Raw genomic sequence first — 25,634 nt, 5'->3', positions numbered from 1 at the left:
TTTTTTGGTGTCTGTTAGATAATACCCCTATTAAACTATAAGAATAATTATTAAGGTACACGAATAGCATGCACAAACAGCATAGTTTTACGCGCGAAGAACTATTGAAGTCCGGTAGAGGGGAGTTATACGGACCTAAAAATGCGCAATTACCTCTACCAAACATGCTAATGATGGATCGTATTACCCATATATCCGAGGAAGGCGGTACCTATGGAAAGGGTGAAATCATTGCCGAGCTGGATATAAATCCTGATTTGTGGTTTTTTGCCTGTCACTTTCAGGGTGATCCTGTGATGCCCGGTTGCTTAGGGCTAGATGCCATGTGGCAACTAGTGGGCTTTTATTTATGCTGGATGGGCGGACCAGGAAAAGGACGTGCTTTAGGTGTGGGCGAAGTTAAGTTTACCGGACAAGTCCTGCCCACTGCCAAAAAAGTCACATATAAAATTAATTTGAAAAGACTGATTATGCGGAAACTGGTCATGGGTATAGCGGATGCTACCATGGAAGTCGATGGCAAGGTTATCTATGAAGCCACGGATCTGCGGGTTGGTTTATTTACTTCTACAGAAGATTTTTAAGGGTCAAAAGTAAAATGAAAAGAGTCGTAGTAACCGGTTTAGGCATTGTTTCCAGTATAGGGAATAACCGAAAAGAGGTTGTCGATTCCTTAAGACAAGGTCGTTCAGGAATCACTTTTTCAAAAGTTTATGAGGATTTGGGTTTTCGTAGCCATGTGCATGGCCCGATTAACATAGACCTTGATGCCTTTATTGATCGTAAAACAAAACGTTTTATGGGTGATGGGGCGGCTTTTAATTATATCGCGATGCAACAGGCCATTGCTGATTCAGGTTTAAATGAGACTGACGTGTCTAATTTTAGAACCGGTCTGGTGATGGGTTCTGGCGGCCCTTCAACTTCAAATATTGTTGACGCGGCAGATATTTTGCGCGAAAAAGGTATTAAAAAAGTTGGTCCTTATATGGTACCCAGAAGTATGTCCAGTACCAATACGGCTTGCCTGGCAACACCGTTTAAAATTAAAGGTGTCAATTACTCCATTAGTTCTGCGTGTGCGACCAGTGCCCATTGTATTGGTCATGCCATGGAGCTAATTCAGATGGGTAAGCAGGACGTGGTGTTTGCTGGTGGTGGTGAAGAAGTGCACTGGACCATGTCGGTACTGTTTGATGCCATGGGTGCTTTGTCTTCCAAGTATAATGACATACCCACTACCGCTTCCCGACCTTATGATGAAACCCGTGATGGTTTTGTTATCTCCGGTGGTGGTGGTGTTTTAGTCATTGAAGAACTGGAGCATGCCAAAGCACGTGGTGCCAAGATATACGCTGAATTGGTCGGTTACGGCGCAACTTCTGATGGTTATGACATGGTTCAACCGTCAGGTGAAGGCGCTGTGCGCTGCATGCAGCAAGCTATGGCCACTGTGGACGGCACTATTGATTATATCAATGCCCATGGTACCAGCACACCTGTTGGCGATACCAAAGAATTGGGCGCTTTGCGTGCGGTATTCGGAGAAGGGAATATGCCTTGGGTCAGTTCGACTAAATCATTGACCGGTCATGCTTTGGGCGCTGCAGGTGTTAATGAAGCCATTTATTCATTATTAATGATGGAAGAGAGCTTTCTTAGCGCTTCAGCCAATATAACGCAAATTGATCCCGGTGCCGAGGGCATTCCTATTGTTCGCGAGCGCCAAGATAATGTTACTTTAAATACGATTATGTCGAATAGTTTTGGTTTCGGCGGCACTAACGCAACCTTGATTTTCCAGCGTTACAACGGTTAATGTTTTTCTTATCGGGATTCAGCAGGTTATGAATCCCGATGTCCTTTTCTCCCTAGGAATAGGCATAAAATAACGTAAACAAGTTATAAAATGCATATTGCTTCATCATCTAATATAATTCTGACCATGTCAGATCATACGCAAAAATCCAGAATTCAATTTAACAAATTACAAAAACGACTGCGGCACACTGTCGGTGATGCGATTGTCGACTATAACATGATCGAGAATGGCGATAAGGTCATGGTTTGCCTGTCAGGAGGAAAAGATTCCTTTACGTTATTAGACGTTCTGATGGGGTTACAGAAAACCGCACCTATCGATTTTGAGCTGATAGCGGTTAATCTTGATCAAAAACAACCGGGCTTTCCCGAGCATGTTTTACCCGCCTATCTTAAATCCCTGGGCGTGCTTTATCACATCATTGAAAAAGATACTTATAGCGTAGTCAAACGCGTTATTCCTGAAGGTAATACCACTTGTGGCTTGTGTTCGCGCTTACGACGAGGAACCTTATACGGCTATGCCGAAGCCAACGGGATTAACAAAATAGCTTTGGGACATCATCGTGATGATATTCTGGAAACATTTTTTCTGAATATTTTTTATGGTGGAAAGCTTAAAGCCATGCCACCCAAATTGTTGAGTGACGACAAAAAAAATATCGTTATCAGGCCGCTGGCTTATACCCGTGAGAAAGATATAGAACGTTTTGCCGCCTTCATGGATTACCCCATTATTCCCTGTAATTTATGTGGTTCTCAGGCAAACCTGCAAAGACAGGCGATGAAAGTCATGTTAAAAAGTTGGGATAAGCAATTTCCCGGGCGACTGGAAACCATCTTTACCAGTCTCCAGAACGTTGCACCTTCACAGTTAGCCGACAGGCAATTATTTGATTTCGCAGGATTGATGCGTAGTCAGCAAACTGAAGGAGAAATTCTTTCATTTGATGCCGGTTTAGACGTATTAGCCAGATAAGTGCTGATTTAAGTTACTGCTCCACTTTTTTACAGCGGATTAGGTGATGTCCAGCAATAACAAACCCGGTCAGTCGGGTCTGTTAATTGATGGGTGCGCCGGTTCTCGATAAAACCTTTCAGCCTTTCAAAAATGTTTGCTTGCCTTTGTTTATTGGTAATTAGCACTCCTTTGATTCCTGGTTAATTTTAACAACTGCTTTTGTACCTCTATGACATCCATACAATATATTGACACCCCTGATCAGCTGGCCAAACTGTGTGAACAGATAAAGAAAGAATCCTGGTTGGCACTTGATACCGAGTTTTTGCGTGAAAAGACTTATTATCCAAAGTTTTGTTTGTTGCAAATAGCGACACCGGAATGGGTTGCCTGTATTGATCCGATAGCGTTACCGAATCTGGATGAGCTTTTTGAAGTAATTTACAATCCTGCCATTGTTAAAGTTTTTCATTCTTGTCGACAAGATCTGGAAATTTTTCATCAATGGACTGGTAAAGTACCCGGACCGATTTTTGATACTCAAATCGCTGCACCTTTGTTGGGTTTTCAAGATAATCCGGGTTACGCCATGCTGGTTTCAAGTTTACTTAGTGTTAATTTAAACAAAGCTCATACCCGTGCAGACTGGAGTAAACGGCCATTAACCGAAGCGGAAATTGAATATGCCGCTGATGACGTCATTTATTTATGCCAGATTTATCAAATTATGGTTCAAAAGCTGACTGAATTGGGACGTATTGATTGGCTAGAACATGACTTTGCCGAGTTAACAAATCCGGCTATTTATCAAGTAGATCCCGAAAAAGCCTGGTTTAAAATTAAAGGCAAAAATAAATTAACCGGCAAGCAATTGTCTATTATTCAAACTCTGGCGCAATGGCGAGAAAAAACTGCGCAAGCGGAAGATCGTCCTAAAAGCTGGCTGTTACGTGATGAATTGCTCTTCGATTTAGCCAAATTACAGCCTGAAACCGTTGCAGAGTTAGCCAATGTGCGAGGTATCAATGAGCGCGCTGTTAACCGTTACGGTAAAGAGTTGTGTCAGTTAATTACTGATGCCAAAAATCGTGCGCCGCTCCCTTTACATGAAAAAGACCGACCCGCTAAAAAAAACCAGCAAGAAGAAGCTATATTGGATATTTTAACGGCATTAGTCAGGGTGCGCGCAGAAGAAAATGCCTTAAATCCGACCATTCTGGCTTCACGTAAAGACCTTGAAGAGCTGTTGTTTAATGATGATGAAGATTGTCCGCTACTCCATGGCTGGCGTTTTACCATGGCAGGCAGGGAATTAGTTGGCTTGTTAAAAGGCCAATTGTTACTGGGTATCGACTCGGACAAATTGGCTATTATTGAAAAATAATTCTTTAATGCACATCTGCTTATTTAGATTTTCAGATAAATAACTTGATTCTAACGGACACCATCCCTTTAAGGGATGGTGTCCATGTAGATTTAAAACTTCATGTAATGGAAATTTAATTTTGAAAGACGATAGACTCTAAACCCATGACTCCAATCACTGATCAAATATTCGACAGCTTACAAACCGTGCAACGTCCCGGTGACTTTTATGCCACCGGCAGTCTGGATATCTTCTTGCCGCAATTGGAGGTTGCCGGTGTCGGCAGGATTGCTTTGCCATTATTATCAATGCAGGCAGAGCAGCTGGTTGCTATGGCCGAACAAGCACCCTATGGTCGCGGCTAAGAAACTTTGGTCGATACCGACGTGCGGCGCACTTGGCAGATTGATGCCCGGCAAGTCACCATCAAGGGCAAGCATTGGTCGGAAAATCTGACCACGATTGTCAGCCGTTGTGCGGCAGGGTTGGGAGTAAGTGGCGAGGTGCAGGCAGAGTTATATAAGCTGCTGGTCTATGATGCCGGCAGTTTTTTTGTCAGTCACCGTGACTCGGAAAAAACACCGGGTATGTTTGCCACCTTGGTCATTGTATTACTCTCAGAATATTAGGGCGGCGAACTGGTGGTAAAGCATCAGCAAGAAGCGGTCACCTTGGATTTACATTGTGAGGATGCCGCTGAAATCGGTTATGCCGCGTTTTATGCTGATTGCGTACATGAGGTATTGCCTGTCACTCAAGGCTGTCGACTTACCTTGATTTACAACCTGGTTCGCGCCGACAAACAATTGCCGCTGCCGAAGCCGCCGGATTATCATCAAGAGCAAGACTTGGTAGCGGCCTTGTTGCATAACTGGTCGACCTTACTTAAGGCGGAACCTGGCGACGAAGTACCCGAAAAATTGATTTATCTCTTGGAACATGCCTATACGCCGGCAGAGTTGGGGTTTGATACCCTAAAAAACGCCGATGCGGCAGTGGCTGAGGTGTTGGTGGCGGCGGCTGAACAAGCCGATTGTGAGATTCACTTGGCGTTGGTGTCGGTTGAGGAAAGCGGCAGTGCTGAATATAGCGGTGGCTACGGGCGTAAACGCGGGCGTTACTGGGATGATGAGCCGGAGGATGACGATTTTGAAATTGGCGAAGTCGATGAGCGTATCGAAACTATTTTCGAATGGCGGCGTAGGGATGGCAAACCATCACCTTTGCCTACTCTGCCGTTTAGTGAATATGAATTTTGCCCAACGACGGCTTACGAAGCTATTGAGCCTGATGGCATCGAATTTCAAGAGGCCACCGGCAATGCCGGGGCTTCTTTTGAGCGTATCTATCAAGCTGCTGCTTTGGTGATTTGGTCTAAAGCACTAAATCTGGCTATTATTAACCAGGCAGGGTTCGAGGAGACATTGCCGGTGTTATGGGATTTTTGTCAACGTTTGGAAGATGAAGGCCAAGACCAAAATTCAAGCCTATGGCAAGATGCTCACATGTTGGCGGGTTATATGTTGCGCGATATCTTTCGCGAAAATACCAACAACCCTTATGGCCATCAAAGCTACCGCAATGACCGTGAATTTTTAAAATGCCTGTTTCGTTTGCATGACAGCCACTGTGTCAATGCCTATTGGCAGTGTATCGCCAGGCGTGGTTTTTATCAAAAAGCAGACAGTGATGCGCTGGTGCAAACTGCAACGCTTGTACCTTGGCCTAATGTGGTCAGAACCTTGGAACAAGCATTCTCTTTAAGTGCAGGTAAAGCTTATGACGCGTGTGCCGCTCTATTGGCCGACTTATGTGTTGCCGAACCCAATACTGCGCCAGACCTCAATAATGCCGCGCAAATCTTATGGGCCAAACTGCCGGGAGACCCGCAACGTTTCCCTGAGCTACAACCTTGGGAACGTGGCAGAATGACGGTCAACGATGAATTAGTGGCCAATATTCTGACTGGTTTCAGTGCCATAAATACCGCACTGGCCGACAATGCCTTGGCTTATTTTCTGGCTTGGCCTGTTGTTTATGATGTGGATAAAGTCTTGGTAGCAGCAGTCTTGTCCCTCACTCAATCTGAGCTCCATCGCAACCTGCCGGCCATCACGGGATTACGGGCAGCTGTGATTACGCATATCAATGTGCGGGTGATGATGGCATTGGAGCCGCCAGCAGATTGGCAACGAGACAGCCAAATAACTTGCGACTGTCAAGATTGCACGGCATTGAAGTCATTTTTGGACGACCCGACACAACCTAAATGGACTCTTAAGGCCGTTGAGGCAAGACGCAAGCATGTTGAACAAATAATCAAACAACACCCAAACGATGTTAATTGCGCTACTCAACGCATCGGCAGTCCCCATACATTAATTTGCACCAAAAACCAGGCCAGTTATCAACGGCGTGTTGACCAACGCACGGATGACTTGAATAGGTTGACGAATTTGGGTGCCGCATGATGACGGTTGATCATAAGGTTTTGTTGATCTACAAAGCTGTCGGCTTCCGCCTTATGCGATTTCAATGTGTAGATGGGTAGAACCATAGCGAAACCCATCATAAACAATCTAAATGCGATGGGTTTCACTACGTTCTACACATCCTACGAGCTACATCGAGGCTACTTGCCGGCTTTACTGGTAATAGTGGGTAGGGCATCCGGTTCTCGATTTTTCAACAGATCACGAATTTCTGTCAGCAAGACTTCCTGGGCAGGTATTGATGGAGGCGGTGCAGCTTCTTTTTTTTTCTTTAGGCTGTTCATCACTTTTACCATCACAAAGATCGCAAAGGCAACAATCAAAAAATCGACGATAGTTTGAATGAAATTACCATAATTCAATGTGACCGCAGGTGCTTTGTCGATAGCCCCTTTTAGGGTTATTTTAAGATCGGTAAAAGTCACGCCGCCAAGAAGCAGTCCAATCGGCGGCATAATGACATCAGCGACTATCGAAGAAACTATTTTACCAAAAGCTCCGCCGATAATAATACCTACGGCCAGATCCACCACGTTGCCCCTCATTGCAAACTCTTTGAACTCGTTCATCATACTCATAGAAATCCTCTGTTGTTTGTTTAAGTTTAAGGTTATCCAGCTAATAGAAAATGTTATTGCTATAAGGACTAACTTCGGTTTGTGCCATATTTTCTATAAAAAACTCTCATCCATAAAAAAGTAGCAAGCAGTCTCAATGTAACATAGTGGAATCGAGGATAGTCGAAAATAAGGCCTCGATTCCATTTTTCTGCATTAAGGCTAGTTGCTCCAACTTGGAAGCGAGTCAAGTAAGATGATTTTACTGATAACATCCATTAACAGGCTGTTATCGGTTTCTGACTGCTAGTCGATATTCTTAAGGTTATTTCCTGGTGAGGCCAGCTTTTAAGTTAACTTGTTTTATCGCCTGTTTTTAAGTTCTGCCTTGCAAGATAGTTCCTCTACCTGCTAGGTCAAGTCCTGCGTTTGTCAGGTCAAGCCCTCTATCTGTCAGTGCAATCCTTGCATCTTAGTAGGCGCATTTCTATAGTGATTGGTAAGCAATAAATAGTCTTTGTAAATGGCTAATAACCGCCAAGACTTGTCGGCACACTGTAATGCAGCAGCTAAAATTTTTTTGGGAGCCAGCAATTAACCCCAAGGATTTCCCCTTGACTCTGCTGATACTCTTTAAGAACCTCAGGGGATACACCATAATTCTCAGGAAGGACACAAAGATTTTTAGGCAAAACATAAAGATTCTTAGGGAAAGCACAATAACTTTCAGGGAGTGGTCAATAATCCTCATGAATATCCCAAAAACTCTCAGGGAGAGCACAATAACTCCCGGCACGCTCCCAATGACTGTCAGTGCATTCCCTGAAAGAGGTAATGTGAGCAAATAAATGTGGCTACCATCACTGGACAGTAAGGCCGTCAGTAGTCTAAATATTTGCACGCTGCTTTATAATTAACCTGCCATGAGTTTGTGCAAACAGCACTTTAAACGTATATTAGGGAGCTGTTTACATTGCCGGAATTATTTGATGGATACCATTAGCATACGCGGTGCCAGAACCCATAACCTGAAAAATATCGATATTGACCTGCCCAGGGATAAGCTTATTGTTATTACGGGGCTTTCCGGTTCAGGTAAATCATCACTCGCTTTTGATACCATCTATGCTGAAGGTCAACGGCGCTATGTGGAATCTCTTTCTGCTTATGCGCGTCAGTTTTTATCCATCATGGAAAAACCGGATGTTGATCATATAGAAGGCTTGTCGCCCGCCATTTCTATTGAACAAAAATCCACCTCGCACAATCCCCGCTCAACAGTCGGTACGATTACCGAAATTTATGATTATTTACGGCTGTTATTTGCGCGTGCCGGTACGCCGCGTTGTCCTGAGCATCATGTGTCACTGGAGGCACAAACCGTCAGCCAGATGGTTGATCATATTTTGGCGCAACCGCAAGATCAACGCTGGATGCTGTTGGCTCCGGTAATTAATGACCGTAAAGGCGAGCATAGCCAGTTATTGGATGACTTGCGTGCCCAAGGCTTCATTCGTGCCCGTATTGATGGTGTGGTTTACGATTTGGATGACGCGCCGGCTTTGGATTTAAAAAAGAAACATACCATCGAAGTGGTGGTTGACCGGTTTAAAATTCGCGAGGATCTGGCCCTAAGATTATCCGAATCATTTGAGACTGCTTTGCGTATTGCCGACGGTATTGCCATTGCCGCTTGTATTGAAGATGCAACAGAGTTGGTGTTTTCTGAGCGTTATGCCTGTACTCAATGTGGTTATAGTTTGACCGAATTGGAACCGCGTATATTCTCTTTTAATAATCCCAAAGGCGCTTGCAGTAGTTGTGATGGTTTGGGCGTCAGACAGCACTTTGATGCCGATCTGATTGTTCACAATCCAGACATCAGTCTTGCCGGTGGTGCCATTCGTGGCTGGGATCGGCGCAATGCCTATTATTATCAAATGATCTGCTCATTGGCCCAGCATTATGGTTTTGATCTGGAAGTCCCTTTTTCAGAACTGTCCAAAGAAGTGCAGGATATTGTGCTTTATGGAAGTGGAAATACCGCCATTGACTTTAAGTTTATGTCCGGCACAGGGTCGGTTAAAACCAAGAAACATCGCTTTGAAGGCATTATTGCCAATATGGAACGGCGTTACCATGAGACCGATTCGCAAATGGTTCGTGATGAACTGGCAAAATATCGCTCACACCGACCTTGTAACGTTTGTAATGGCGCCAGACTTAATATCGCCGCCCGAAATGTCTTTATTGAAGAATTTCCGATACATCAGCTGACCCATTTACCGATTCGCAAATCCCTGACTTTCTTTAATGAGTTGTGTCTGCCGGGTCAACGCGGTGAAATCTCGGTAAAAATTATTAAAGAAATCCAGGAGCGGTTGGAATTTCTGGTTAATGTCGGGCTGGATTATTTGACGCTGGATCGCAGTGCAGACACGCTTTCGGGTGGCGAAGCCCAGCGCATTCGTCTTGCCAGTCAAATTGGTGCAGGTCTTGTCGGCGTTATGTATGTGCTTGATGAGCCCTCTATCGGTTTGCATCAACGAGACAATCAGCGCTTGCTAAATACCTTGTTTCATTTGCGTGATTTAGGCAATACCGTTATCGTGGTTGAGCACGATGAGGATGCCATCCGCTCGGCACAGCATATTGTCGATATTGGTCCTGGCGCGGGCGTTCATGGTGGACGTATTATTGCCCAAGGTACATTGGATGATATTCTTAATAACGAAGACTCATTAACGGGGCAATATTTATCCGGGAAAGTGAGTATTGAAATTCCGGAATTATTAACGCCTATCGATAAAGACAAGTTAATTACCATCCGCAATGCCCACGGCAATAATCTAAAGAATGTGGATATTTCCTTTCCGGTTGGTTTGTTGACTTGTGTGACCGGCGTGTCGGGTTCCGGTAAATCAACCTTGGTTAACGATACTTTATACGCATATGCGGCCCGGTTAATTAATCGAGCCGGTATTATTCCTGCGCCCTGTGATGCTGTCGAAGGGCTGGAGCATTTTGACAAGGTCGTTGATATCGATCAAAGCCCGATAGGGCGCACGCCACGTTCTAACCCGGCAACGTACACCGGTTTGTTTACGCCGATACGCGAGCTCTTTTCAGCGACTCCCGAAGCACGCTCACGAGGTTATACCGTTGGACGTTTCAGTTTTAATGTTAAGGGTGGCCGCTGTGAAGCCTGTAAAGGTGATGGTGTTATCAAAGTTGAAATGCACTTTTTGCCGGATATTTTTGTGCATTGCGATGCCTGTAACGGCAAGCGCTATAACCGTGAAACCCTGGAAATTCGTTATAAAGGCAAAACCATTCATCAGGTACTGGAGATGACGGTAGAGGATGCTGCCGAATTTTTTAGTCCGGTGCCGACATTGGCCAGAAAGTTACACACTTTAACCGAGGTAGGTTTGAGTTATATTACTTTGGGGCAAAATGCGACAACGTTGTCCGGCGGCGAAGCGCAGCGCGTGAAACTCGCCAAAGAGCTTTCCAAGCGCGATACCGGCAAGACCTTATATATTTTGGATGAGCCCACTACCGGCCTGCATTTTCATGATATAAAACAATTGCTGGGTGTATTGCATACCCTCCGTGATCACGGCAATACCGTGATTGTTATCGAGCATAATCTGGATGTGATCAAAACGGCCGACTGGTTGATTGATATGGGGCCTGAAGGTGGTGATGGTGGTGGTATGTTGGTTGCCGAAGGCTCGCCAAAACAGGTTTCTGAAAATGCAGCGTCGTATACGGGACATTATTTAAAGCGTTTTTTTGAGTAAGAGTCGCTGGAATTCGGGGATTAAAAATTCTCAACGGTTATGTTGTGGAGTAGTTTTTTAGTCAAAACGACAAGGTTCTGACTTGCCTTCAAAACTTCCTGTCATAACTTACATACAGATGCTGTCTATAATGTGTTGTTGATCAGGACAGTGATTAATTAATCACACGAAATAAACAGGGTTTTATTGTTACCGCAACCTGTTTATGATACTTAAATTTTAAGCCTACAGGAGCAACCGGTTTTGACAAAAGTGCAGGATATTACGAGTCCGATGAGTTCATCGGAAAAGCGAGCAACGTGGTCTTTAGCAAGTATTTATGCTTTACGCATGCTGGGCTTGTTTTTGATTTTGCCGGTATTGTCATTATTTGCCGAACAACTTGAAGGCTCAACACCAGCATTAATCGGTATGGCTATCGGTATTTACGGTATTAGTCAGGCAATTTTACAAATTCCTTTTGGCTTAATGTCGGATCGGTTTGGCAGAAAAAAAATTATTATCATCGGCTTGATACTGTTTTTGATCGGTAGTGTGGTTGCAGCGCTTTCAAGCAGTATTTATGGGGTTTTATTGGGCAGAGCGATACAAGGATCGGGTGCAATAGCTGCACCTATTATGGCTTTGGTGGCCGATTTAACACAAGAAGTACATCGCACTAAAGCGATGGCCTTAATTGGTCTCAGTATTGGCGTCTCTTTTGGAGTTGCCATTACCGCAGGGCCGGTCATTGCCGGATTTATTGGCGTTCACGGGATATTCTGGCTGATTGCAGGGTTATCATTAATCGCTATTTGGGTTGTTCGTTATCAAGTACCCAACCCAAAGCAATCCAAAGTTCATCGGGATGCCGAACTGGTTCCCGGCCAGTTTTTTAATATCTTAAAAAACAAGGAATTATTACGACTTAACTATGGCATTTTTATTTTACATGCCATTTTAACGGCCAGTTTTGTAGTTGTACCATTATTAATGCGTGATACCGGTTTATTGCCTGCTGAGCATTGGAAAGTTTATTTACCGGTTTTTGTTATTTCAATGGCCGCCATTATTCCGTTCATTATTTTGGCAGAAAAAAAACGCAAGATGAAACCGGTATTCATCGGTGCTATTGCTGCATTGGTTCTGGCTGATTTGGGTTTAATGCAGTTTAATGCGTCTTTGCCGGCAATTATTGGTTTTCTTTGGTTGTTTTTTACCGGCTTTAATTTATTGGAAGCCACTTTGCCGTCATTAATTTCCAAGACTGCACCGGGTGATTTAAGAGGAACGGCAATGGGCGTTTATTCAACCTCCCAGTTTTTGGGTGCCGGTATTGGTGGTGGGGTAGGAGGTTGGTGCTATGGCGAATATGGTGCCAGCGGCGTGTTTTTATTTTGTGCAGCAGCTGCATTGAGTTGGTTAATACTGTCACTCAGTATGAAAGCGCCTCGCTATTGGGCCAATTTGCTTATCTCCTTGGAAAAAATTAACGAGCAGGAAGCCAATGATTTTGTTGCGGCGATGTTAAAAATTAACGGGGTAGAGGAAATTACCTTGCACTACGATGAGGCAGTGGCTTATCTCAAAGTTGATAATCATCAACTGGATAGAAACGAGTTACAAGGTCTGATTACCCAATATGTTGGGTAGTTTAGGTCTGCTAGCTTAAAGACTTTAAATCCTCTGATAGATAACATCCCTTAAAAGAATGTTATCTATGTGAGTTTACAGTCACATGAATTAAATATTTAATGTTTGAAAAATTAGGCCTACATCAATATATTGCCTATGGCGAACGCACCAAAATAAGTTGCTATAAAATAAAGCAATGATAGAGCCAGACTGGCGGCAGAAGTAATGGCAAGTATTTGCCTGAAAATATAGGCCATCACTATAAATTCCCACAGGAACAATACCCCCAAACTATAATAACTTAAAAGATCTTCACTGACAGTTAGCCAGATTAAAACCGGAGTGACGAAAACAGAGATTATATTGGCACAAACCAAAATGGCTGTTGTTACTTGTATATAGGCATATAAGGCCTTGTTCAAGTGCAGTATTACGCCTATAAACAGTAACGTTAACAATGTTTGTATAGCGACTTCAATAAACGATTCAAAAGGATCGTCAGTCATGTTCGCTTGCATGAAATACTCAAAAATAAAATAGAAAAACAAGTTTTGTTTAAAAAAACTTGTTGATCTTGTTAGCTCAAGCGGGTTGTGTTTAAGCCAGCACAAAGGCAAATATTGTTTTAGAATTTCAATAGTTAACATGGCAAGTCATGCTTGTTGTCAGAATAATAAGTTTTTAAAACCTGCAATTATGTTTTAAATTTTGATAAATCCACATAGTCGGATTGCTCATCTTCTTGGTAGTCTGTGAAGACTTGTTCATCATAAGTACCAAAGTTATCATTCAACGATTGCACCAGATTTTTAGTTTTATCGGTTAATTCGATTAAGCGGGCCTTCATTTTTTTATTCCAGGCCGCCGGTTCGTTAATGGGTAACAGCATGTGTATAAAGGTTAAGTTCTTTTCAAAGAGATTAGCCAAATTCTCCATTAAGTGTAGTTCTTTCTGGCGTTCATTAAGCTTGGTAATAATTAACTTGGCATGTAGTCTGCTAATTAATAGATGTACAGGCATCATAATTGCCAATAAGATGGCGATTAATATAGGGCCAATAATAGGGTCAATTAAAAATTCCAAAATTCCTATATTTATTTCAGCAAAAACTGCCAGGATAGCAATAAAGCAAAGAATAATCAGGCTGGAGATATTGACGCGTTCTTTCCATAGCAGGATGCCATTTTTAACTTCCGGTATTATTACGTCTTCAATCTCGCGTATGTTTTTTTCCAGTGAGTCCAGAACACGATAGGATCGATTATAGGCAACATTGGACATGCGCTCGTCGATTTCGGAAAAATCGACTTTGTCTAGCGGGTTAATACTGTTTTGCTGATTGGGGACAATAATAAATTGTCCGGTATTTAACCCCGTTCCCGACAGCTTTCTTTGCCAGGAGGCAATGATTTCATTGGCTTTGCCTGGATTGAGCGTTGCCAAAGGATCATCTATCAGGTAAACAAATTTATTGGAATCCTGGTGAAGGGTAATACATTGTATTAAGTCATCAAGCATTGGCGATGCTGATTCAAATACATCGGTGAAAACCAACACTAGGTCAGAGTTTTCAACAATATGATTTATAAACATTGAATTAATCGGATTGGTTTCTACCGCACTGATATTGGGTGTATCGATGAACAATTTACCTTTAAGACGCTCACTGTTGATGGTTTTTAATTCCAGATAAGAATTAATCCGGTTACCTTCACCTTTTTGCAGTTGCTCCATTTTTCTGCTGATTTGATAAAAGGGGTAGCGAGGATCAACATCCAATGCTGTGCCAGGTAACGTCGCGGAATTGTTTTGGCTATTTTGTAAGAGTACCGTAAATTTGTGGTTGGTTGCCTGAATCCCCGAGACTACTTGCTGGATGTTCAGGTAGCTGTTAATAAACCGGGATTTTGCCGTTGAATTGCCGCCAATCAAACTGATTATTGGCCACCATGAATTTTTACTGGCAGTCGTTTCATCGGCTTCAATTAGACCAAGATCGTATTCAATTTGATCCAGATCATGAAAGACTTTTGCTGATTTTAGCAATGCCGGATTGTCATTAGCGAAGTATTTTTCAAGGTTGATCAGATATTTGCTTGGCGTCTTTTCAGTCATCAGTTTGATCTCGTGTTTACTTGTTTTTGAGATATAAAGCCTTTGGAGTATACACCGAAGGCTGTTTTGATAATACATAAAACAGGGGTGATATTAAAGCTGTTTTTATTTTTATAAAACGACACCTCTTTACCCGTTCGTTGCTTTTTTGTACTCGGATAAATCCGATTCATAGTATATTAACATCTCAATTAACAAGACTTGTGCAAGGATAAAATGACAAAATGGAATGCCGGTTTGGTTAGTTTATCAAGCTTGATGTTGATGTCGGTTATGCTAATAATATCAGGGTGTGCGACGCCTTTGGTGGGGCGCTATGGTGAAAATGGCCAAACGAAGGAAGAGTTCACACGTTATGTGGAAGGCGTGTTTAAGCTTCAAAATAGTATGACCAGCGAAATTATGGCGCTTTTGGAAGCGGATAGTGAAAATAATCATGATGATTTATTACTTGCTGAGCAAAAAATGCAGCAAGCCTGTGGACCACTTAATGAATATGCTTCCCGGGAAAGTGAAGGCTTGAATATTGGCTTTTTTTTGAGTCGTCGCGTTGAGAAATCGGCTATTGATTGCGAACATGCCGCTCAAAAAGTTAAGGTATTGCTGAGACACTAACAGACGAAGCCTTACGGGATTTGCAACCTGATTTCCACGTTTTATAACTTGCTAAAATAAAGACTGAAACAAGTCTGTTGAGGCAAAAGCTGGAATTGACGTTTCCGGCAAACATCCTTGCTCTGCCGGAAACGTTGCTCCCTTTTTGATAAGACTTGAGCAAGATTGTGTGAGATTTTTCGGTCTTATTTAACTAAGCCATTCTCTGTAATCAGGTATGGCAAAGTCCGGGAGGTCGGGCAAAGTTTTTTTATTGCCCGATATTCATCATAGTTACCGGGCAAGATGAAGTAATACCTGACGGTAGTAAGCTATTTGTGTGCCGGCGGAATTTAAATAATCCGCTCGCCCCGAGCCAGTTTGGGTAATTTGCCTTCCAGGCCCATCGCACTGCGCATGACTTTATTTTTAGCTGGCAAAATTCGTTCAGCTAGCCCCAAGCCTAAGTTACGTATCAGTTTTACGGGTAATATTTCATTACTGAATATTTGGTAAAAAATATCCATAACCGTCATCATTTTCAGGTTTTCATTGCGACGCAATTGTTCATAGCGCTTTAAAACGGTTAAATCACCAAGTTCGAGACCTTTTTTTGCTGCATCAAGCAACACTTCACCCAAGGCTGCTGCATCCAGCAAACCTATATTAACGCCTTGCCCTGCCAGAGGATTAATCATGTGCGCCGCATCACCAACTAAAACCATGCCGGGTTTAACATAATTTTGGGCATGTTGTCGCTTAAGCGGAAAACTGGCCACACCCAGCACACGGTTCACTTTGCCGAGGCAGGCAGGGAAGGCGGCAACCAATTCATCTTTCAATGCCTCAAGTGATAAGGATTTTAAACGACTGACTTCATCAGGCGAATTGTACCAGACGATAGAGCCATAATTTCCTGTCAGTGGTAAAAATGCTTGAGGACCGCTAGGTAAAAAGCGTTGCCAGGTGATATCTTGCTGTCCATAAGCAGTTTCAATATAAATAACCATGGCGTGTTGTTTATAATCCCAACTGGTTACACCCAAGCCTACTGTTTGTCTGACTTTGGATTGGCCACCATCGGCGGCAACCAAAACTTTTGCAGACAAGATGCGCCCGTCTTCCAGTTCCACTTCACTCGGTTTTCCGGCGACGTAATTGATTTTTTTAATACTGACTGGACAGATCAGTTCGACATTGTCAAATTCTTGCAGGCGATCCAATAAGGCTAATTGAGTTATTCGATTTTCTACGATATATCCCAATTCTGGATAGTTGATATCATCACTACAAAACTCGGTGTTACCTGCAGTTTCCCATACCCGCATTCTACGGAAAGGGCAAAAGCGTCGATTAATAACGCCTTGCCAGGCTCCGACGGTTTCAAGTATATTTTTGGAGGCAATGCTGAGAGCAGAAACCCGCAAATCATGCGGCTGATCAGACGCGAAAGGCAGTGGCGGAGAACTCTCGATAACCGCAACTTTTAATAAACTGCCACCCAGGCTACAGGCAACGGCGGCTCCAACCATGCCACCGCCTACGATTACAACATCAAATTTTTCTTTCATAATTAATCGACCATAAATTCAAGCATCCAACATACCAAGAAAGATACCATACTTATTTAATGATTAAGAAAATACCTCTATTACGCTAGCGTTAATGACCGATGAGTTTTAGATTTATACGGCAACAATTTTTTGATTTTATAGTCATTAGCGTTTTTCCAGTTCAACCATTTTATGACTGTTTTCAGAATGCTTGCGATTGTTGGTTAAGTGTTGTAAAACATAACGTAAGAGATTTATTTATCATTTAGATAAATTAGCGATTTTGCCCACCGATGCCTTCTGATGGAAGCACTAAATACATGTGCCGGGCAAGGGGCTGTAAGGGGAATAGTAATGCTTTTGTAATTTCTTTTTGAGGTAATCATGAGTCAAAGTACGCTACCGGCCAGGCAAGGTTTATATGATCCGCGCAATGAACATGATGCGTGTGGAGTGGGCTTTATTGTTCATATTAAAAACCATAAAAGTCATGCGATTGTAAAACAGGGTTTGGATTTACTTAAAAACCTGACGCATCGTGGCGCAGTTGGTGCTGATCCCTATGCTGGTGACGGTGCGGGAATTTTGATTCAAATGCCTGATGTTTTTTTACGTGCCGAGTATGAAAAAAAAGGCTTATCGCTACCTGCTGAAGGAAATTATGCGGTAGGTATGGTGTTTTTACCACGCGATTTATCCGATCGGGCGTGCTGTGAAAGGCTGTTTACTGAAATCATTGCCCGGGAAAAAGCCATTTTTTTAGGTTGGCGTGATGTACCTGTTGATAATCACGAGTTGGGTGCTTCGGCAAAACGGGTTGAGCCATTTATCAGGCAGATTTTTATCGGGCGTGGTGTCGATTGCCCCGATCAGGATGCCTTTGAGCGCAAGTTGTTTGTTATTCGCAAGCAAGTTGAAAATAGCATTAGCGCTTTAAACTTATACAATGGCAGCTCTTTTTATGTGCCATCGTTATCAACGCGTACTTTGGTTTATAAAGGTATGTTGTTGGCGAATCAAGTCGGTCCATTTTACCCAGATCTTGGTGATGAGCGTATTGTCAGTGCGCTGGCATTGGTACATCAGCGTTTTTCCACCAATACTTTCCCAACCTGGGATAGGGCTCACCCTTTCCGTATGATCGCCCATAATGGCGAAATCAATACCTTGCGGGGTAATATGAACGGCATGGCCGCGCGTCGGCATTCAATAGCATCCAAGGTTTTGGGTGAGGATGTTCATAAGCTGTGGCCACTCATTGCTGAAGGACAGTCGGATTCTGCATGTTTTGATAATGCCGTTGAATTATTGGTTGCCGGGGGTTATACGCTTGCCCATGCCATGATGTTACTCATTCCTGAAGCATGGTCCGGCAATGTCTTGATGGATAAAAAACTGCGCGCATTTTATGAATATAACGCTGCCCTGATGGAACCTTGGGATGGGCCGGCGGCGATTGCCTTTACTGATGGTCGTCAGATCGGGGCAACATTGGATCGCAATGGGTTGCGCCCTGCACGTTATCTGGTTACTGACGATGATTTTGTCATTATGGCGTCAGAGATGGGAGTACTGAATATACCGCAGCATAAAATTATTAAAAAATGGCGATTGCAACCGGGAAAAATGCTTATGATTGATACCGTGCAAGGACGCATCATTGATGACGCAGAATTGAAGGCGGATTTATCTGCCCGCTATCCTTATTCAGAATGGTTGGATAAAACACAAATTTTGCTATCCATGCTACCCCATGAAATTTCAGCAATGGCACCGGATGTCGCTACCCTTTTAAACCGGCAGCAGGCATTTGGCTATACCCGGGAAGATATTGAATTTATCTTAAAACCAATGGCACAAACAGGGCAAGAAGCTATTGGTTCAATGGGTATAGATGCCGCGTTAGCGGTGTTGTCGCAGCGCCCGCGCCTGTTATACGATTATTTTAAACAAGGTTTTGCCCAAGTGACTAATCCCGCTATAGACCCTATCCGTGAAGAATTGGTCATGTCTTTGGTTTCGCTTATTGGTCCCAGGCCTAACTTGCTAGGCTTGGATGAGGGTGGTACGCACATGCGGTTGGAAGTGGAACAGCCTGTCTTGACCAATGAGGACTTGGAAAAAATTCGCCGTATTGAAGCGCGTACCGGTGGCGTTTTTAAAACAAAAACCTTAAGCCTTTGCTATCCCTCTGATTTGGGGGCAAGCGGAATGGAAGGAGCGTTGGATAAGCTTTATCTGGCGGCTAAAGAGGCCGTTAAAGACGGCAATAATATTTTGGTGCTTTCTGATCGTGATCTGGATGCAGCACATGTTGCCATTCCCGCCTTGTTGGCGACATCTGCGGTGCATCACTACCTTACCCGTGAAGGTTTACGCACTAAAGCAGGTTTGGTCGTCGAAACCGGCGAAGCGCGCGAAGTTCATCATTTTGCACTGTTGGCAGCTTTCGGTGCAGAAGCGGTTAATCCTTATTTGGCTTTCAACACGGTTTCCCGATTTTGCCAGGATATACCAGGTCTTACCGAGTATGAAGCACATAAGCGTTATGTTAAAGCGGTGTCAAAAGGCTTGCTTAAGGTGATGTCCAAAATGGGTATTTCAACTTATCAGTCTTACTGCGGGGCACAAATTTTTAATGCCATAGGCTTGGCAGAGTCCTTTTTGGAAGGTTATTTTACCGGTACCACCAGTACGATTGAAGGTGCCGGTTTACCGGAAATTAGCGAAGAAACCTTGCGTCGCCATAGTTTGGCGTTTGGTCATGCGCCGTTATATCGGGATGCACTGGATACTGGTGGGGAATATGCTTATCGCATACGTGGTGAAGCGCATACCTGGACACCGGCAACTATCAGTACCCTGCAACATGCCACTCGTACCAATAGCGCAGAGGGCTATGCAGATTTTTGTCGTTTAATCGATGAACAGAATGAAACATTGCTGACTTTACGTGGCTTGATGAGCTTTAAGGAAGAGGCAAATCCAGTGCCCCTGGATGAAGTCGAGTCGGTTGCCCAAATTCTTAAACGTTTTGCGACAGGGGCTATGTCGTTCGGTTCAATTTCCTATGAAGCGCATACGACCTTGGCGATTGCCATGAATCGTATCGGCGGCAAATCCAACACCGGTGAAGGTGGTGAACTTTCTGAACGCTTTAAGCCTATGCCTAATGGCGATTCTATGCGTTCTGCGATCAAGCAGGTGGCATCGGGACGTTTCGGTGTGACTACTGAGTATTTGGTCAATGCCGATGACATTCAAATTAAAATCAGTCAGGGCGCCAAGCCGGGTGAGGGTGGTCAATTACCGGGACATAAAGTTGATGCGATTATCGCTAAAGTTCGTCATGCCACAAAAGGTGTTGGTTTAATCTCACCGCCACCGCACCATGATATTTATTCGATTGAAGATTTGGCGCAGCTTATTCATGATTTAAAAAACGTTAATCCTGCAGCGCGTATTAGCGTTAAATTAGTGTCTGAAGTAGGTGTAGGTACGGTGGCAGCAGGTGTTTCCAAAGCCCATGCCGATCATGTCACTATTGCCGGTTATGATGGCGGCACCGGCGCAAGTCCGATGAGTTCGATTAAACATGCCGGTTTACCTTGGGAAATTGGCCTGGCTGAAACGCATCAAACACTGGTGCTTAACAAGTTGCGCGGACGCATTGCCGTACAAGTTGATGGCGGTTTGCGTACCGGGCGAGATGTCATCATCGGTGCCTTGTTGGGAGCTGACGAGTTTGGCTTTGCGACTGCGCCGCTGATTGTTTCGGGTTGTATCATGATGCGTAAATGCCATTTAAATACTTGTCCGGTGGGTGTAGCCACTCAAGATCCCGAGCTTCGGAAGCGGTTTACCGGACAGCCGGAACATGTCGTTAATTATTTCTTTATGATCGCCGAAGATGTCCGCCGGTGGATGGCCAAATTGGGTTTTCGTAAATTTGACGATATGGTGGGGCGTTCTGATAAACTGGATATGCAGCGAGCGTTGTCGCATTGGAAAGCGGACGGACTGGATTTTAGCCGAATTTTCTATAAGCCTGAGGTTGACAGTTCCACGGCTGTTTATCACTGCGAGCAGCAAGAACATGGTTTGGAACAGGCGCTAGATCATGTGTTAATCGCACAAGCACAGCCAGCTCTGGAAAATAGACAGGCCGTTGTTATCAATACCCCGATTCGTAATATCAACCGTACTTTTGGTGCCATGTTATCTGGCGAAGTTGCCAAGCGTTATGGTCATAAAGGTTTGCCCGAGGATACCATTGTCGTTCATGTTAAAGGTACTGCCGGTCAAAGTTTTGGTGCGTTTTTGGCGCAAGGCATCAGTATCGAGCTTGAAGGCGAAGGTAATGATTATGTAGGGAAAGGCATGAGCGGCGGACGTATCGCTATTTATCCTCCTAAAGAGTGTCCTATTGATCCGGCGGAAAATATTATCGTCGGCAATACTGTGCTCTATGGTGCAATCAGCGGTGAATGTTATTTTAACGGTATTGCCGGTGAGCGTTTTGCCGTGCGCAATTCTGGTGCTATTGCGGTTGTTGAAGGCGTTGGCGATCATGGTTGTGAATATATGACCGGTGGAGTTGTCGTCGTGCTTGGCAAAACCGGGCGTAACTTTGCCGCTGGTATGTCAGGCGGTGTGGCTTATGTACTGGATAAAGAAAACAATTTTGATCAGTTATGTAATTTGGCTATGGTTGAGCTTGAACCGGTTCTGGCAGAAGATGAAATTCTGGAAATGGTGGCGCACCAGGGTGGCGATTTGGAAACGCATGGACGTATCCACATTATGTCTGATATGACACGCCATGATGCCCAGCGCTTGAAGCATTTGATTCAAAATCATAAACGCTATACGGGTAGTCAGCGCGCGCAACACATTCTGGAAAATTGGCAGGATTATTTACCGTGCTTCATCAAAGTGATGCCGGTTGATTATCGCGCCGCGCTTAAACAAATTCAGGAAAAACAAGCTTCCGCGTCCTGCTAACGCCTCTCGCCTACGTCCTTTAGGCGAAGCTACAGCAACTGTGTAACCATTTTTTAAGAAGGTATTGAGATGGGCAAGCCAACCGGTTTTATGGAATTACCGCGAGCTGAACGGCGCTATCAAGCGCCAAGTGATCGTATCAAGCATTATCGAGAATTTACGTTAGCCCCCAGCGATGTTGAGATGGCTGAGCAAGGCGCACGTTGTATGGATTGCGGCATTCCTTTTTGTCATCAGGGCTGCCCGGTTAATAATATTATCCCCGAATGGAATGATGGGGTTTATCGTGGTGATTGGCAAGAGGCACTGGCGGTTTTGCATAGCACCAATAATTTCCCCGAGTTTACCGGCAGTATTTGTCCTGCGCCCTGTGAAGCCGCGTGCACACTTAATTTAAATGATCAACCCGTAACCATTAAATCGATAGAACGGGCCATTATTGATAAAGGCTGGGAAATGGGCTGGGTAAAACCTCAGATACCTACAGAGCGGTCTGGTAAGCGCGTCGCTGTGATAGGCTCAGGGCCTGCTGGTATGGCCTGCGCTCAACAGTTGGCTCGCGCTGGGCATGAAGTGGTGTTGTATGAAAAAAATGACCGTATTGGCGGCTTGTTACGCTACGGCATTCCTGACTTTAAAATGGAAAAAATTCATATTGACCGGCGTATCGCGCAAATGCAGGCCGAAGGCGTTCGCTTTAGACCTAACAGTAATATCGGCAAAGATATTCCTGTGCAAAAAATACTCGCCGAATACGATGCGGTGGTCTTAACAATCGGCTCGGAAAAAGCACGTGACTTGGAAGTCGCTGGCCGTAATGATTACCAGGGCGTGCATTTTGCGATGGATTTTTTGCGCCAGCAAAACAAACGCAACGCCGGCGATCCCATCGCAGATGAGGTCGCTATTTCTGCACAGGGCAAGCATGTAGTAGTTATTGGTGGCGGCGATACCGGCTCTGATTGTATTGGTACATCAATACGGCAAGGCGCACTATCAGTGGTGCAACTGGAAATTTTGCCGCAACCGCCTGAAAAAGAAAATAAATTACTTACCTGGCCGAATTGGCCCAACAAATTACGTACGACTTCTTCACATGATGAAGGTATTAAACACCGTTACTGGAGCGCCAATACCAAAAGCGTTACCGGCAAGAATGGCATTATTACCCACCTGAACGCGGTAGCAGTCGAATGGAAGCAAGAAAATGGACAGTGGCAAATGAGTGAAAAACCTGATGGTACTTTTACGCTGAAAGCCGATTTAGTGTTGCTGGCGATGGGCTTTGTTCATCCCGTACATGAAGGTTTGTTGCAGGATCTCGGCGTTGAGCTGGATGGACGCGGACAGATTAAAGCCAACGAAAAACACTACAGTACCAGTGTCGATAAAGTTTTTGCCGCAGGTGACGGAAGGCGTGGACAATCGCTGGTAGTGTGGGCGATACGCGAAGGAAGGCAAGCTGCCAGAGCCGTAGATGAATATCTGATGGGCGCTTCAGAATTGCCAAGGTGATGGTTTTTGGCAGGTTTTTTTTTATTGGTTAACCTCGATGACTCTAAGAAAAAGCCAAGTTTCGTAGTCGAACATAGTCTCATCATGTTCAATAACTCACTGGAATGCATACAATAAAAAGATCCGTCCAGGCTCGGCTGGACGGGAAGTATGGAAATGCGACTAATGATGAAGTAACAAGAACAGCTCGGTACAATGCGATATTGTAAAACTTTAATTCGAGTAGTTTGATTGGTTTACCTTTGATTAGTCAGAAGATGCCGTTTTAAGCGTTGATCTGAAAATAATAATCGCCCCCATACCAAACCCGTATGTCGTGATTGTAAGGCTTAGCATTAAAAAAATACGGAATGCCATTGAAAATATTCCCTCTGCTGGTGCTTCCAAGACTGGAAACATAGATTGCATAAGGAACAAGCTTGAATTGGTAAATGCACCGATAACCATTGGCCATTGGACATGCCATGGCAATGGTACTTTTGCGGCATAAAAACCTAAAATTAACGCACTCATTAACAAAAAATCAATATGCCCTTGGAGTAATCTATGGAAATCTTTAAAAATCATTTTTATGATAGTGACTTCTAATTTCATAAAAACCAGGCACCATGCCAAAACCAGCGCCACTAATAGCCATAAGGTGGCTCCTCTAAGTAAAACCATATTGCCCGCATGTTTAGAATTTTGATACATAATTGATTACCTGAAAGTTTTGACAAAAATCAACATTGCTTAGTGACTGGTGTGTCAGATACTTAACAAAGTCGCTTTTATTTAGCTGATTAAGTTTTTAGTATGACGCTTTTTATTTTTTCTGGCTGGTGTGACGCGGAGCTAAAACTTGACTGTAACGGTTGCTTCGACGATAAAATGGATGCATGAGCAACTGTTTTCTTGAGCAAACCCGAGTGTATAAATATGATGGTATCATCCTCTAAACTGTTGTTTAAAACGGACAGAGCCAGTTTCAAGTTTTCGACTAAAGATATTGCACCGCGCGAAAGATACGACTGGTTGCGTGAGGTGATCTGTCGTGAGTACACTAATGTTGAAATAACCTCACCCGCTCATGGTAACTTGTCTCAAGACTTGACTATTTACCCCTGGGAGAATCTTCAGTTATCGACCATTCAATCCAGTGCCATTTCACTTCAGCGATTGCCCAGCGAGCCGCACTTGAACAGTCAGAATGCCTACTTTGTCATTATGCTGATTTCCGGTGATTACCTCCTGGAACAAAATGGAAGGGAGGTTTTTCTTCAGCCTGGGGATATGACTATTTATGATGCGACCCTGCCACATCGAATTCATTGTCCTGGCGAGTTTACCAAGCTGATTCTTTCAATTCCACGGGCTATATTTAGGGACAGGGTTGCGGGGATAGATCGTTGCACTGCACTGCGTATTCCTGGTGCCCAAGGAATCGGCTTTGTAGCATCAAATTTCCTACATTCGTGTGTGACTCATGCAGGCGAGTTACAAACCCATGAATTTTCTGCACTTTCAGCTTATGCGCTGGATTTGCTGGCATTAGCGATAACATCGGTACGCCCGGTAGGCGGTAATCTTTCCAGAAGTAGAGCTGTCTCTATTAATAATATCAAGACATTTATTGAGCAAAATCTTCGTAGTTCTGCTCTCGATACAGGAATGATTACCCGTTACGCAAGTTTATCTGCACGATATATTAACAACTTGTTTGAAGATGAAGGGACTTCACTGATGCGTTACGTCTTGATGCGTAGGCTGGATAATTGTCGGAAGGATATGTTGAATCCGGTTTATACAGGTCATAGACTATCTGCTATAGCATTTCGCTGGGGATTTAACGATGCAGCACATTTTAGTCGTGCATTCAAACAACAGTTTGGTTGTTCTCCTAGTGAGTTTAAGCGGATTCAAGGCTGTAAGGTGAATTAGAAGATACTCAATACTTGTTTGCTGCCGCGAAATTGCCGTTGAATTTGAGATGGATGAGTGTTTTGATAGGCGTCATTTGCATGTTGAGCTTGAAGATGATTGTGTTATCTTAAATGGCGGGCAGGACTGCAGGTGTTAATTGCCAATTTGTCTGTCAAGGAACCACCATAGAATCAGCCAAATTAGATTATTACCTGAGTGTTTGAAGCAAACTATTGTTAAAGATGAAACAGTGTGTTTCATAGCTGAACTATGTAGTAATTATAAAAAATGAATTATGTGATAGTTGATTTAATATAACATTTAAAGAAGGTT

19 protein-coding genes are annotated in these 25,634 nt (G+C 43.8%); 14 read left to right on the top strand and 5 right to left on the bottom strand.

Translation table 11 applies throughout. From position 1 onward, the window contains the following. Nucleotides 1–68: 68 nt before the first annotated feature. The 7 genes from fabA (at nt 69) to KKZ03_RS02195 (ending at nt 6,619) form a co-directional block, all read left to right on the top strand. The gene (gene fabA / locus KKZ03_RS02225) at nt 69–584 is read left to right on the top strand and encodes a 3-hydroxyacyl-[acyl-carrier-protein] dehydratase FabA (protein WP_243219778.1); all 516 of its coding nucleotides are present in this window, start codon (nt 69–71) and stop codon (nt 582–584) included. Between the two features lie 14 nt (nt 585–598). Further along, entirely contained in the window at nt 599–1,819 is a 1,221-nt protein-coding gene (gene fabB, locus KKZ03_RS02220) for a beta-ketoacyl-ACP synthase I (protein WP_243219777.1), read from the top strand. 126 nt (nt 1,820–1,945) lie between these two features. Further along, complete coding sequence (ttcA, locus tag KKZ03_RS02215; protein WP_243219776.1) at nt 1,946–2,800, top strand: tRNA 2-thiocytidine(32) synthetase TtcA; 855 nt, start codon at nt 1,946–1,948, stop codon at nt 2,798–2,800. A gap of 211 nt (nt 2,801–3,011) precedes the next feature. Continuing rightward, nucleotides 3,012–4,166: a ribonuclease D gene (rnd, locus tag KKZ03_RS02210; RefSeq protein ID WP_243219775.1), complete on the top strand. Its 1,155-nt coding sequence runs from the start codon at nt 3,012–3,014 to the stop codon at nt 4,164–4,166. A gap of 146 nt (nt 4,167–4,312) precedes the next feature. After that, nucleotides 4,313–4,513: a hypothetical protein gene (locus KKZ03_RS02205; RefSeq protein ID WP_243219774.1), complete on the top strand. Its 201-nt coding sequence runs from the start codon at nt 4,313–4,315 to the stop codon at nt 4,511–4,513. Between the two features lie 6 nt (nt 4,514–4,519). Further along, entirely contained in the window at nt 4,520–4,777 is a 258-nt protein-coding gene (locus KKZ03_RS02200; RefSeq protein ID WP_243219773.1) for a hypothetical protein, read from the top strand. 12 nt (nt 4,778–4,789) lie between these two features. Beyond that, on the top strand, nt 4,790–6,619 hold the full coding sequence (locus KKZ03_RS02195) for a 2OG-Fe(II) oxygenase (RefSeq protein ID WP_243219772.1): 1,830 nt from the start codon (nt 4,790–4,792) through the stop codon (nt 6,617–6,619). 161 nt (nt 6,620–6,780) lie between these two features. On the opposite strand, the gene mscL is transcribed toward KKZ03_RS02195, so the two are convergent. Next, nucleotides 6,781–7,218 carry a large-conductance mechanosensitive channel protein MscL gene (gene mscL / locus KKZ03_RS02190; RefSeq protein ID WP_243219771.1) on the bottom strand — a complete coding sequence of 146 codons (438 nt, stop codon included), beginning with the start codon at nt 7,216–7,218 and terminating at the stop codon, nt 6,781–6,783. Between the two features lie 539 nt (nt 7,219–7,757). Here mscL and KKZ03_RS02185 point away from each other — a divergent pair. The 3 genes from KKZ03_RS02185 to KKZ03_RS02175 all read left to right on the top strand — a co-directional run bounded on the left by KKZ03_RS02185 (nt 7,758) and on the right by KKZ03_RS02175 (nt 12,635). Then, complete coding sequence (locus KKZ03_RS02185) at nt 7,758–8,045, top strand: hypothetical protein (RefSeq protein ID WP_243219770.1); 288 nt, start codon at nt 7,758–7,760, stop codon at nt 8,043–8,045. 141 nt (nt 8,046–8,186) lie between these two features. Beyond that, complete coding sequence (uvrA, locus tag KKZ03_RS02180; RefSeq protein ID WP_243219769.1) at nt 8,187–11,003, top strand: excinuclease ABC subunit UvrA; 2,817 nt, start codon at nt 8,187–8,189, stop codon at nt 11,001–11,003. Nucleotides 11,004–11,276: 273 nt separating this feature from the next. Next, the gene (locus KKZ03_RS02175) at nt 11,277–12,635 is read left to right on the top strand and encodes an MFS transporter (protein ID WP_243219768.1); all 1,359 of its coding nucleotides are present in this window, start codon (nt 11,277–11,279) and stop codon (nt 12,633–12,635) included. Nucleotides 12,636–12,754: 119 nt separating this feature from the next. On the opposite strand, the gene KKZ03_RS02170 is transcribed toward KKZ03_RS02175, so the two are convergent. Then, nucleotides 12,755–13,135, bottom strand: coding sequence for a hypothetical protein (locus tag KKZ03_RS02170; RefSeq protein WP_243219767.1), 381 nt, complete (start codon nt 13,133–13,135; stop codon nt 12,755–12,757). 176 nt (nt 13,136–13,311) lie between these two features. After that, nucleotides 13,312–14,733 (bottom strand): hypothetical protein, encoded by a 1,422-nt coding sequence (locus KKZ03_RS02165; RefSeq protein ID WP_243219766.1) that lies wholly within the window; start codon nt 14,731–14,733, stop codon nt 13,312–13,314. Nucleotides 14,734–14,949: 216 nt separating this feature from the next. On the opposite strand from KKZ03_RS02165, the gene KKZ03_RS02160 reads away from it, so the two are divergent. After that, nucleotides 14,950–15,348 carry a hypothetical protein gene (locus KKZ03_RS02160; protein WP_243219765.1) on the top strand — a complete coding sequence of 133 codons (399 nt, stop codon included), beginning with the start codon at nt 14,950–14,952 and terminating at the stop codon, nt 15,346–15,348. 332 nt (nt 15,349–15,680) lie between these two features. Here KKZ03_RS02160 and KKZ03_RS02155 read toward each other — a convergent pair whose 3' ends face one another. After that, on the bottom strand, nt 15,681–16,898 hold the full coding sequence (locus KKZ03_RS02155) for an FAD-dependent monooxygenase (RefSeq protein WP_243219764.1): 1,218 nt from the start codon (nt 16,896–16,898) through the stop codon (nt 15,681–15,683). 366 nt (nt 16,899–17,264) lie between these two features. Between KKZ03_RS02155 and gltB the strand changes: the two genes are divergently transcribed. Both gltB and KKZ03_RS02145 read left to right on the top strand, forming a co-directional pair. Then, nucleotides 17,265–21,884, top strand: a complete 4,620-nt coding sequence (gltB, locus tag KKZ03_RS02150; protein ID WP_243219763.1) for a glutamate synthase large subunit — start codon at nt 17,265–17,267, stop codon at nt 21,882–21,884. Between the two features lie 69 nt (nt 21,885–21,953). Further along, entirely contained in the window at nt 21,954–23,399 is a 1,446-nt protein-coding gene (locus KKZ03_RS02145; RefSeq protein ID WP_243219762.1) for a glutamate synthase subunit beta, read from the top strand. Nucleotides 23,400–23,645: 246 nt separating this feature from the next. Here KKZ03_RS02145 and KKZ03_RS02140 read toward each other — a convergent pair whose 3' ends face one another. After that, nucleotides 23,646–24,092 carry a hypothetical protein gene (locus tag KKZ03_RS02140; RefSeq protein ID WP_243219761.1) on the bottom strand — a complete coding sequence of 149 codons (447 nt, stop codon included), beginning with the start codon at nt 24,090–24,092 and terminating at the stop codon, nt 23,646–23,648. A 225-nt stretch (nt 24,093–24,317) separates the two neighbouring features. Between KKZ03_RS02140 and KKZ03_RS02135 the strand changes: the two genes are divergently transcribed. Further along, nucleotides 24,318–25,319 (top strand): helix-turn-helix domain-containing protein, encoded by a 1,002-nt coding sequence (locus KKZ03_RS02135; RefSeq protein WP_243219760.1) that lies wholly within the window; start codon nt 24,318–24,320, stop codon nt 25,317–25,319. Nucleotides 25,320–25,634 lie beyond the last annotated feature (315 nt).

It is taken from the genome of Methylobacter sp. S3L5C (assembly GCF_022788635.1).
Lineage (GTDB): Bacteria > Pseudomonadota > Gammaproteobacteria > Methylococcales > Methylomonadaceae > Methylobacter_C.
This window is presented reverse-complemented; position numbering and strand designations above follow the sequence as displayed.

Excerpts from the sequence above, each read along its gene's own strand:
- fabA (WP_243219778.1), top strand. The coding sequence starts at position 69 with ATGCACAAACAGCATAGTTTTACGCGCGAAGAACTATTGAAGTCCGGT.
- fabB (WP_243219777.1), top strand. The coding sequence starts at position 599 with ATGAAAAGAGTCGTAGTAACCGGTTTAGGCATTGTTTCCAGTATAGGG.
- ttcA (WP_243219776.1), top strand. The coding sequence starts at position 1,946 with ATGTCAGATCATACGCAAAAATCCAGAATTCAATTTAACAAATTACAA.
- rnd (WP_243219775.1), top strand. The coding sequence starts at position 3,012 with ATGACATCCATACAATATATTGACACCCCTGATCAGCTGGCCAAACTG.
- KKZ03_RS02205 (WP_243219774.1), top strand. The coding sequence starts at position 4,313 with ATGACTCCAATCACTGATCAAATATTCGACAGCTTACAAACCGTGCAA.
- mscL (WP_243219771.1), bottom strand. The coding sequence starts at position 7,218 with ATGAGTATGATGAACGAGTTCAAAGAGTTTGCAATGAGGGGCAACGTG.
- KKZ03_RS02185 (WP_243219770.1), top strand. The coding sequence starts at position 7,758 with ATGCAGCAGCTAAAATTTTTTTGGGAGCCAGCAATTAACCCCAAGGAT.
- uvrA (WP_243219769.1), top strand. The coding sequence starts at position 8,187 with ATGGATACCATTAGCATACGCGGTGCCAGAACCCATAACCTGAAAAAT.
- KKZ03_RS02175 (WP_243219768.1), top strand. The coding sequence starts at position 11,277 with ATGAGTTCATCGGAAAAGCGAGCAACGTGGTCTTTAGCAAGTATTTAT.
- KKZ03_RS02170 (WP_243219767.1), bottom strand. The coding sequence starts at position 13,135 with ATGCAAGCGAACATGACTGACGATCCTTTTGAATCGTTTATTGAAGTC.
- KKZ03_RS02165 (WP_243219766.1), bottom strand. The coding sequence starts at position 14,733 with ATGACTGAAAAGACGCCAAGCAAATATCTGATCAACCTTGAAAAATAC.
- KKZ03_RS02160 (WP_243219765.1), top strand. The coding sequence starts at position 14,950 with ATGACAAAATGGAATGCCGGTTTGGTTAGTTTATCAAGCTTGATGTTG.
- KKZ03_RS02155 (WP_243219764.1), bottom strand. The coding sequence starts at position 16,898 with ATGAAAGAAAAATTTGATGTTGTAATCGTAGGCGGTGGCATGGTTGGA.
- gltB (WP_243219763.1), top strand. The coding sequence starts at position 17,265 with ATGAGTCAAAGTACGCTACCGGCCAGGCAAGGTTTATATGATCCGCGC.
- KKZ03_RS02145 (WP_243219762.1), top strand. The coding sequence starts at position 21,954 with ATGGGCAAGCCAACCGGTTTTATGGAATTACCGCGAGCTGAACGGCGC.
- KKZ03_RS02140 (WP_243219761.1), bottom strand. The coding sequence starts at position 24,092 with ATGTATCAAAATTCTAAACATGCGGGCAATATGGTTTTACTTAGAGGA.
- KKZ03_RS02135 (WP_243219760.1), top strand. The coding sequence starts at position 24,318 with ATGATGGTATCATCCTCTAAACTGTTGTTTAAAACGGACAGAGCCAGT.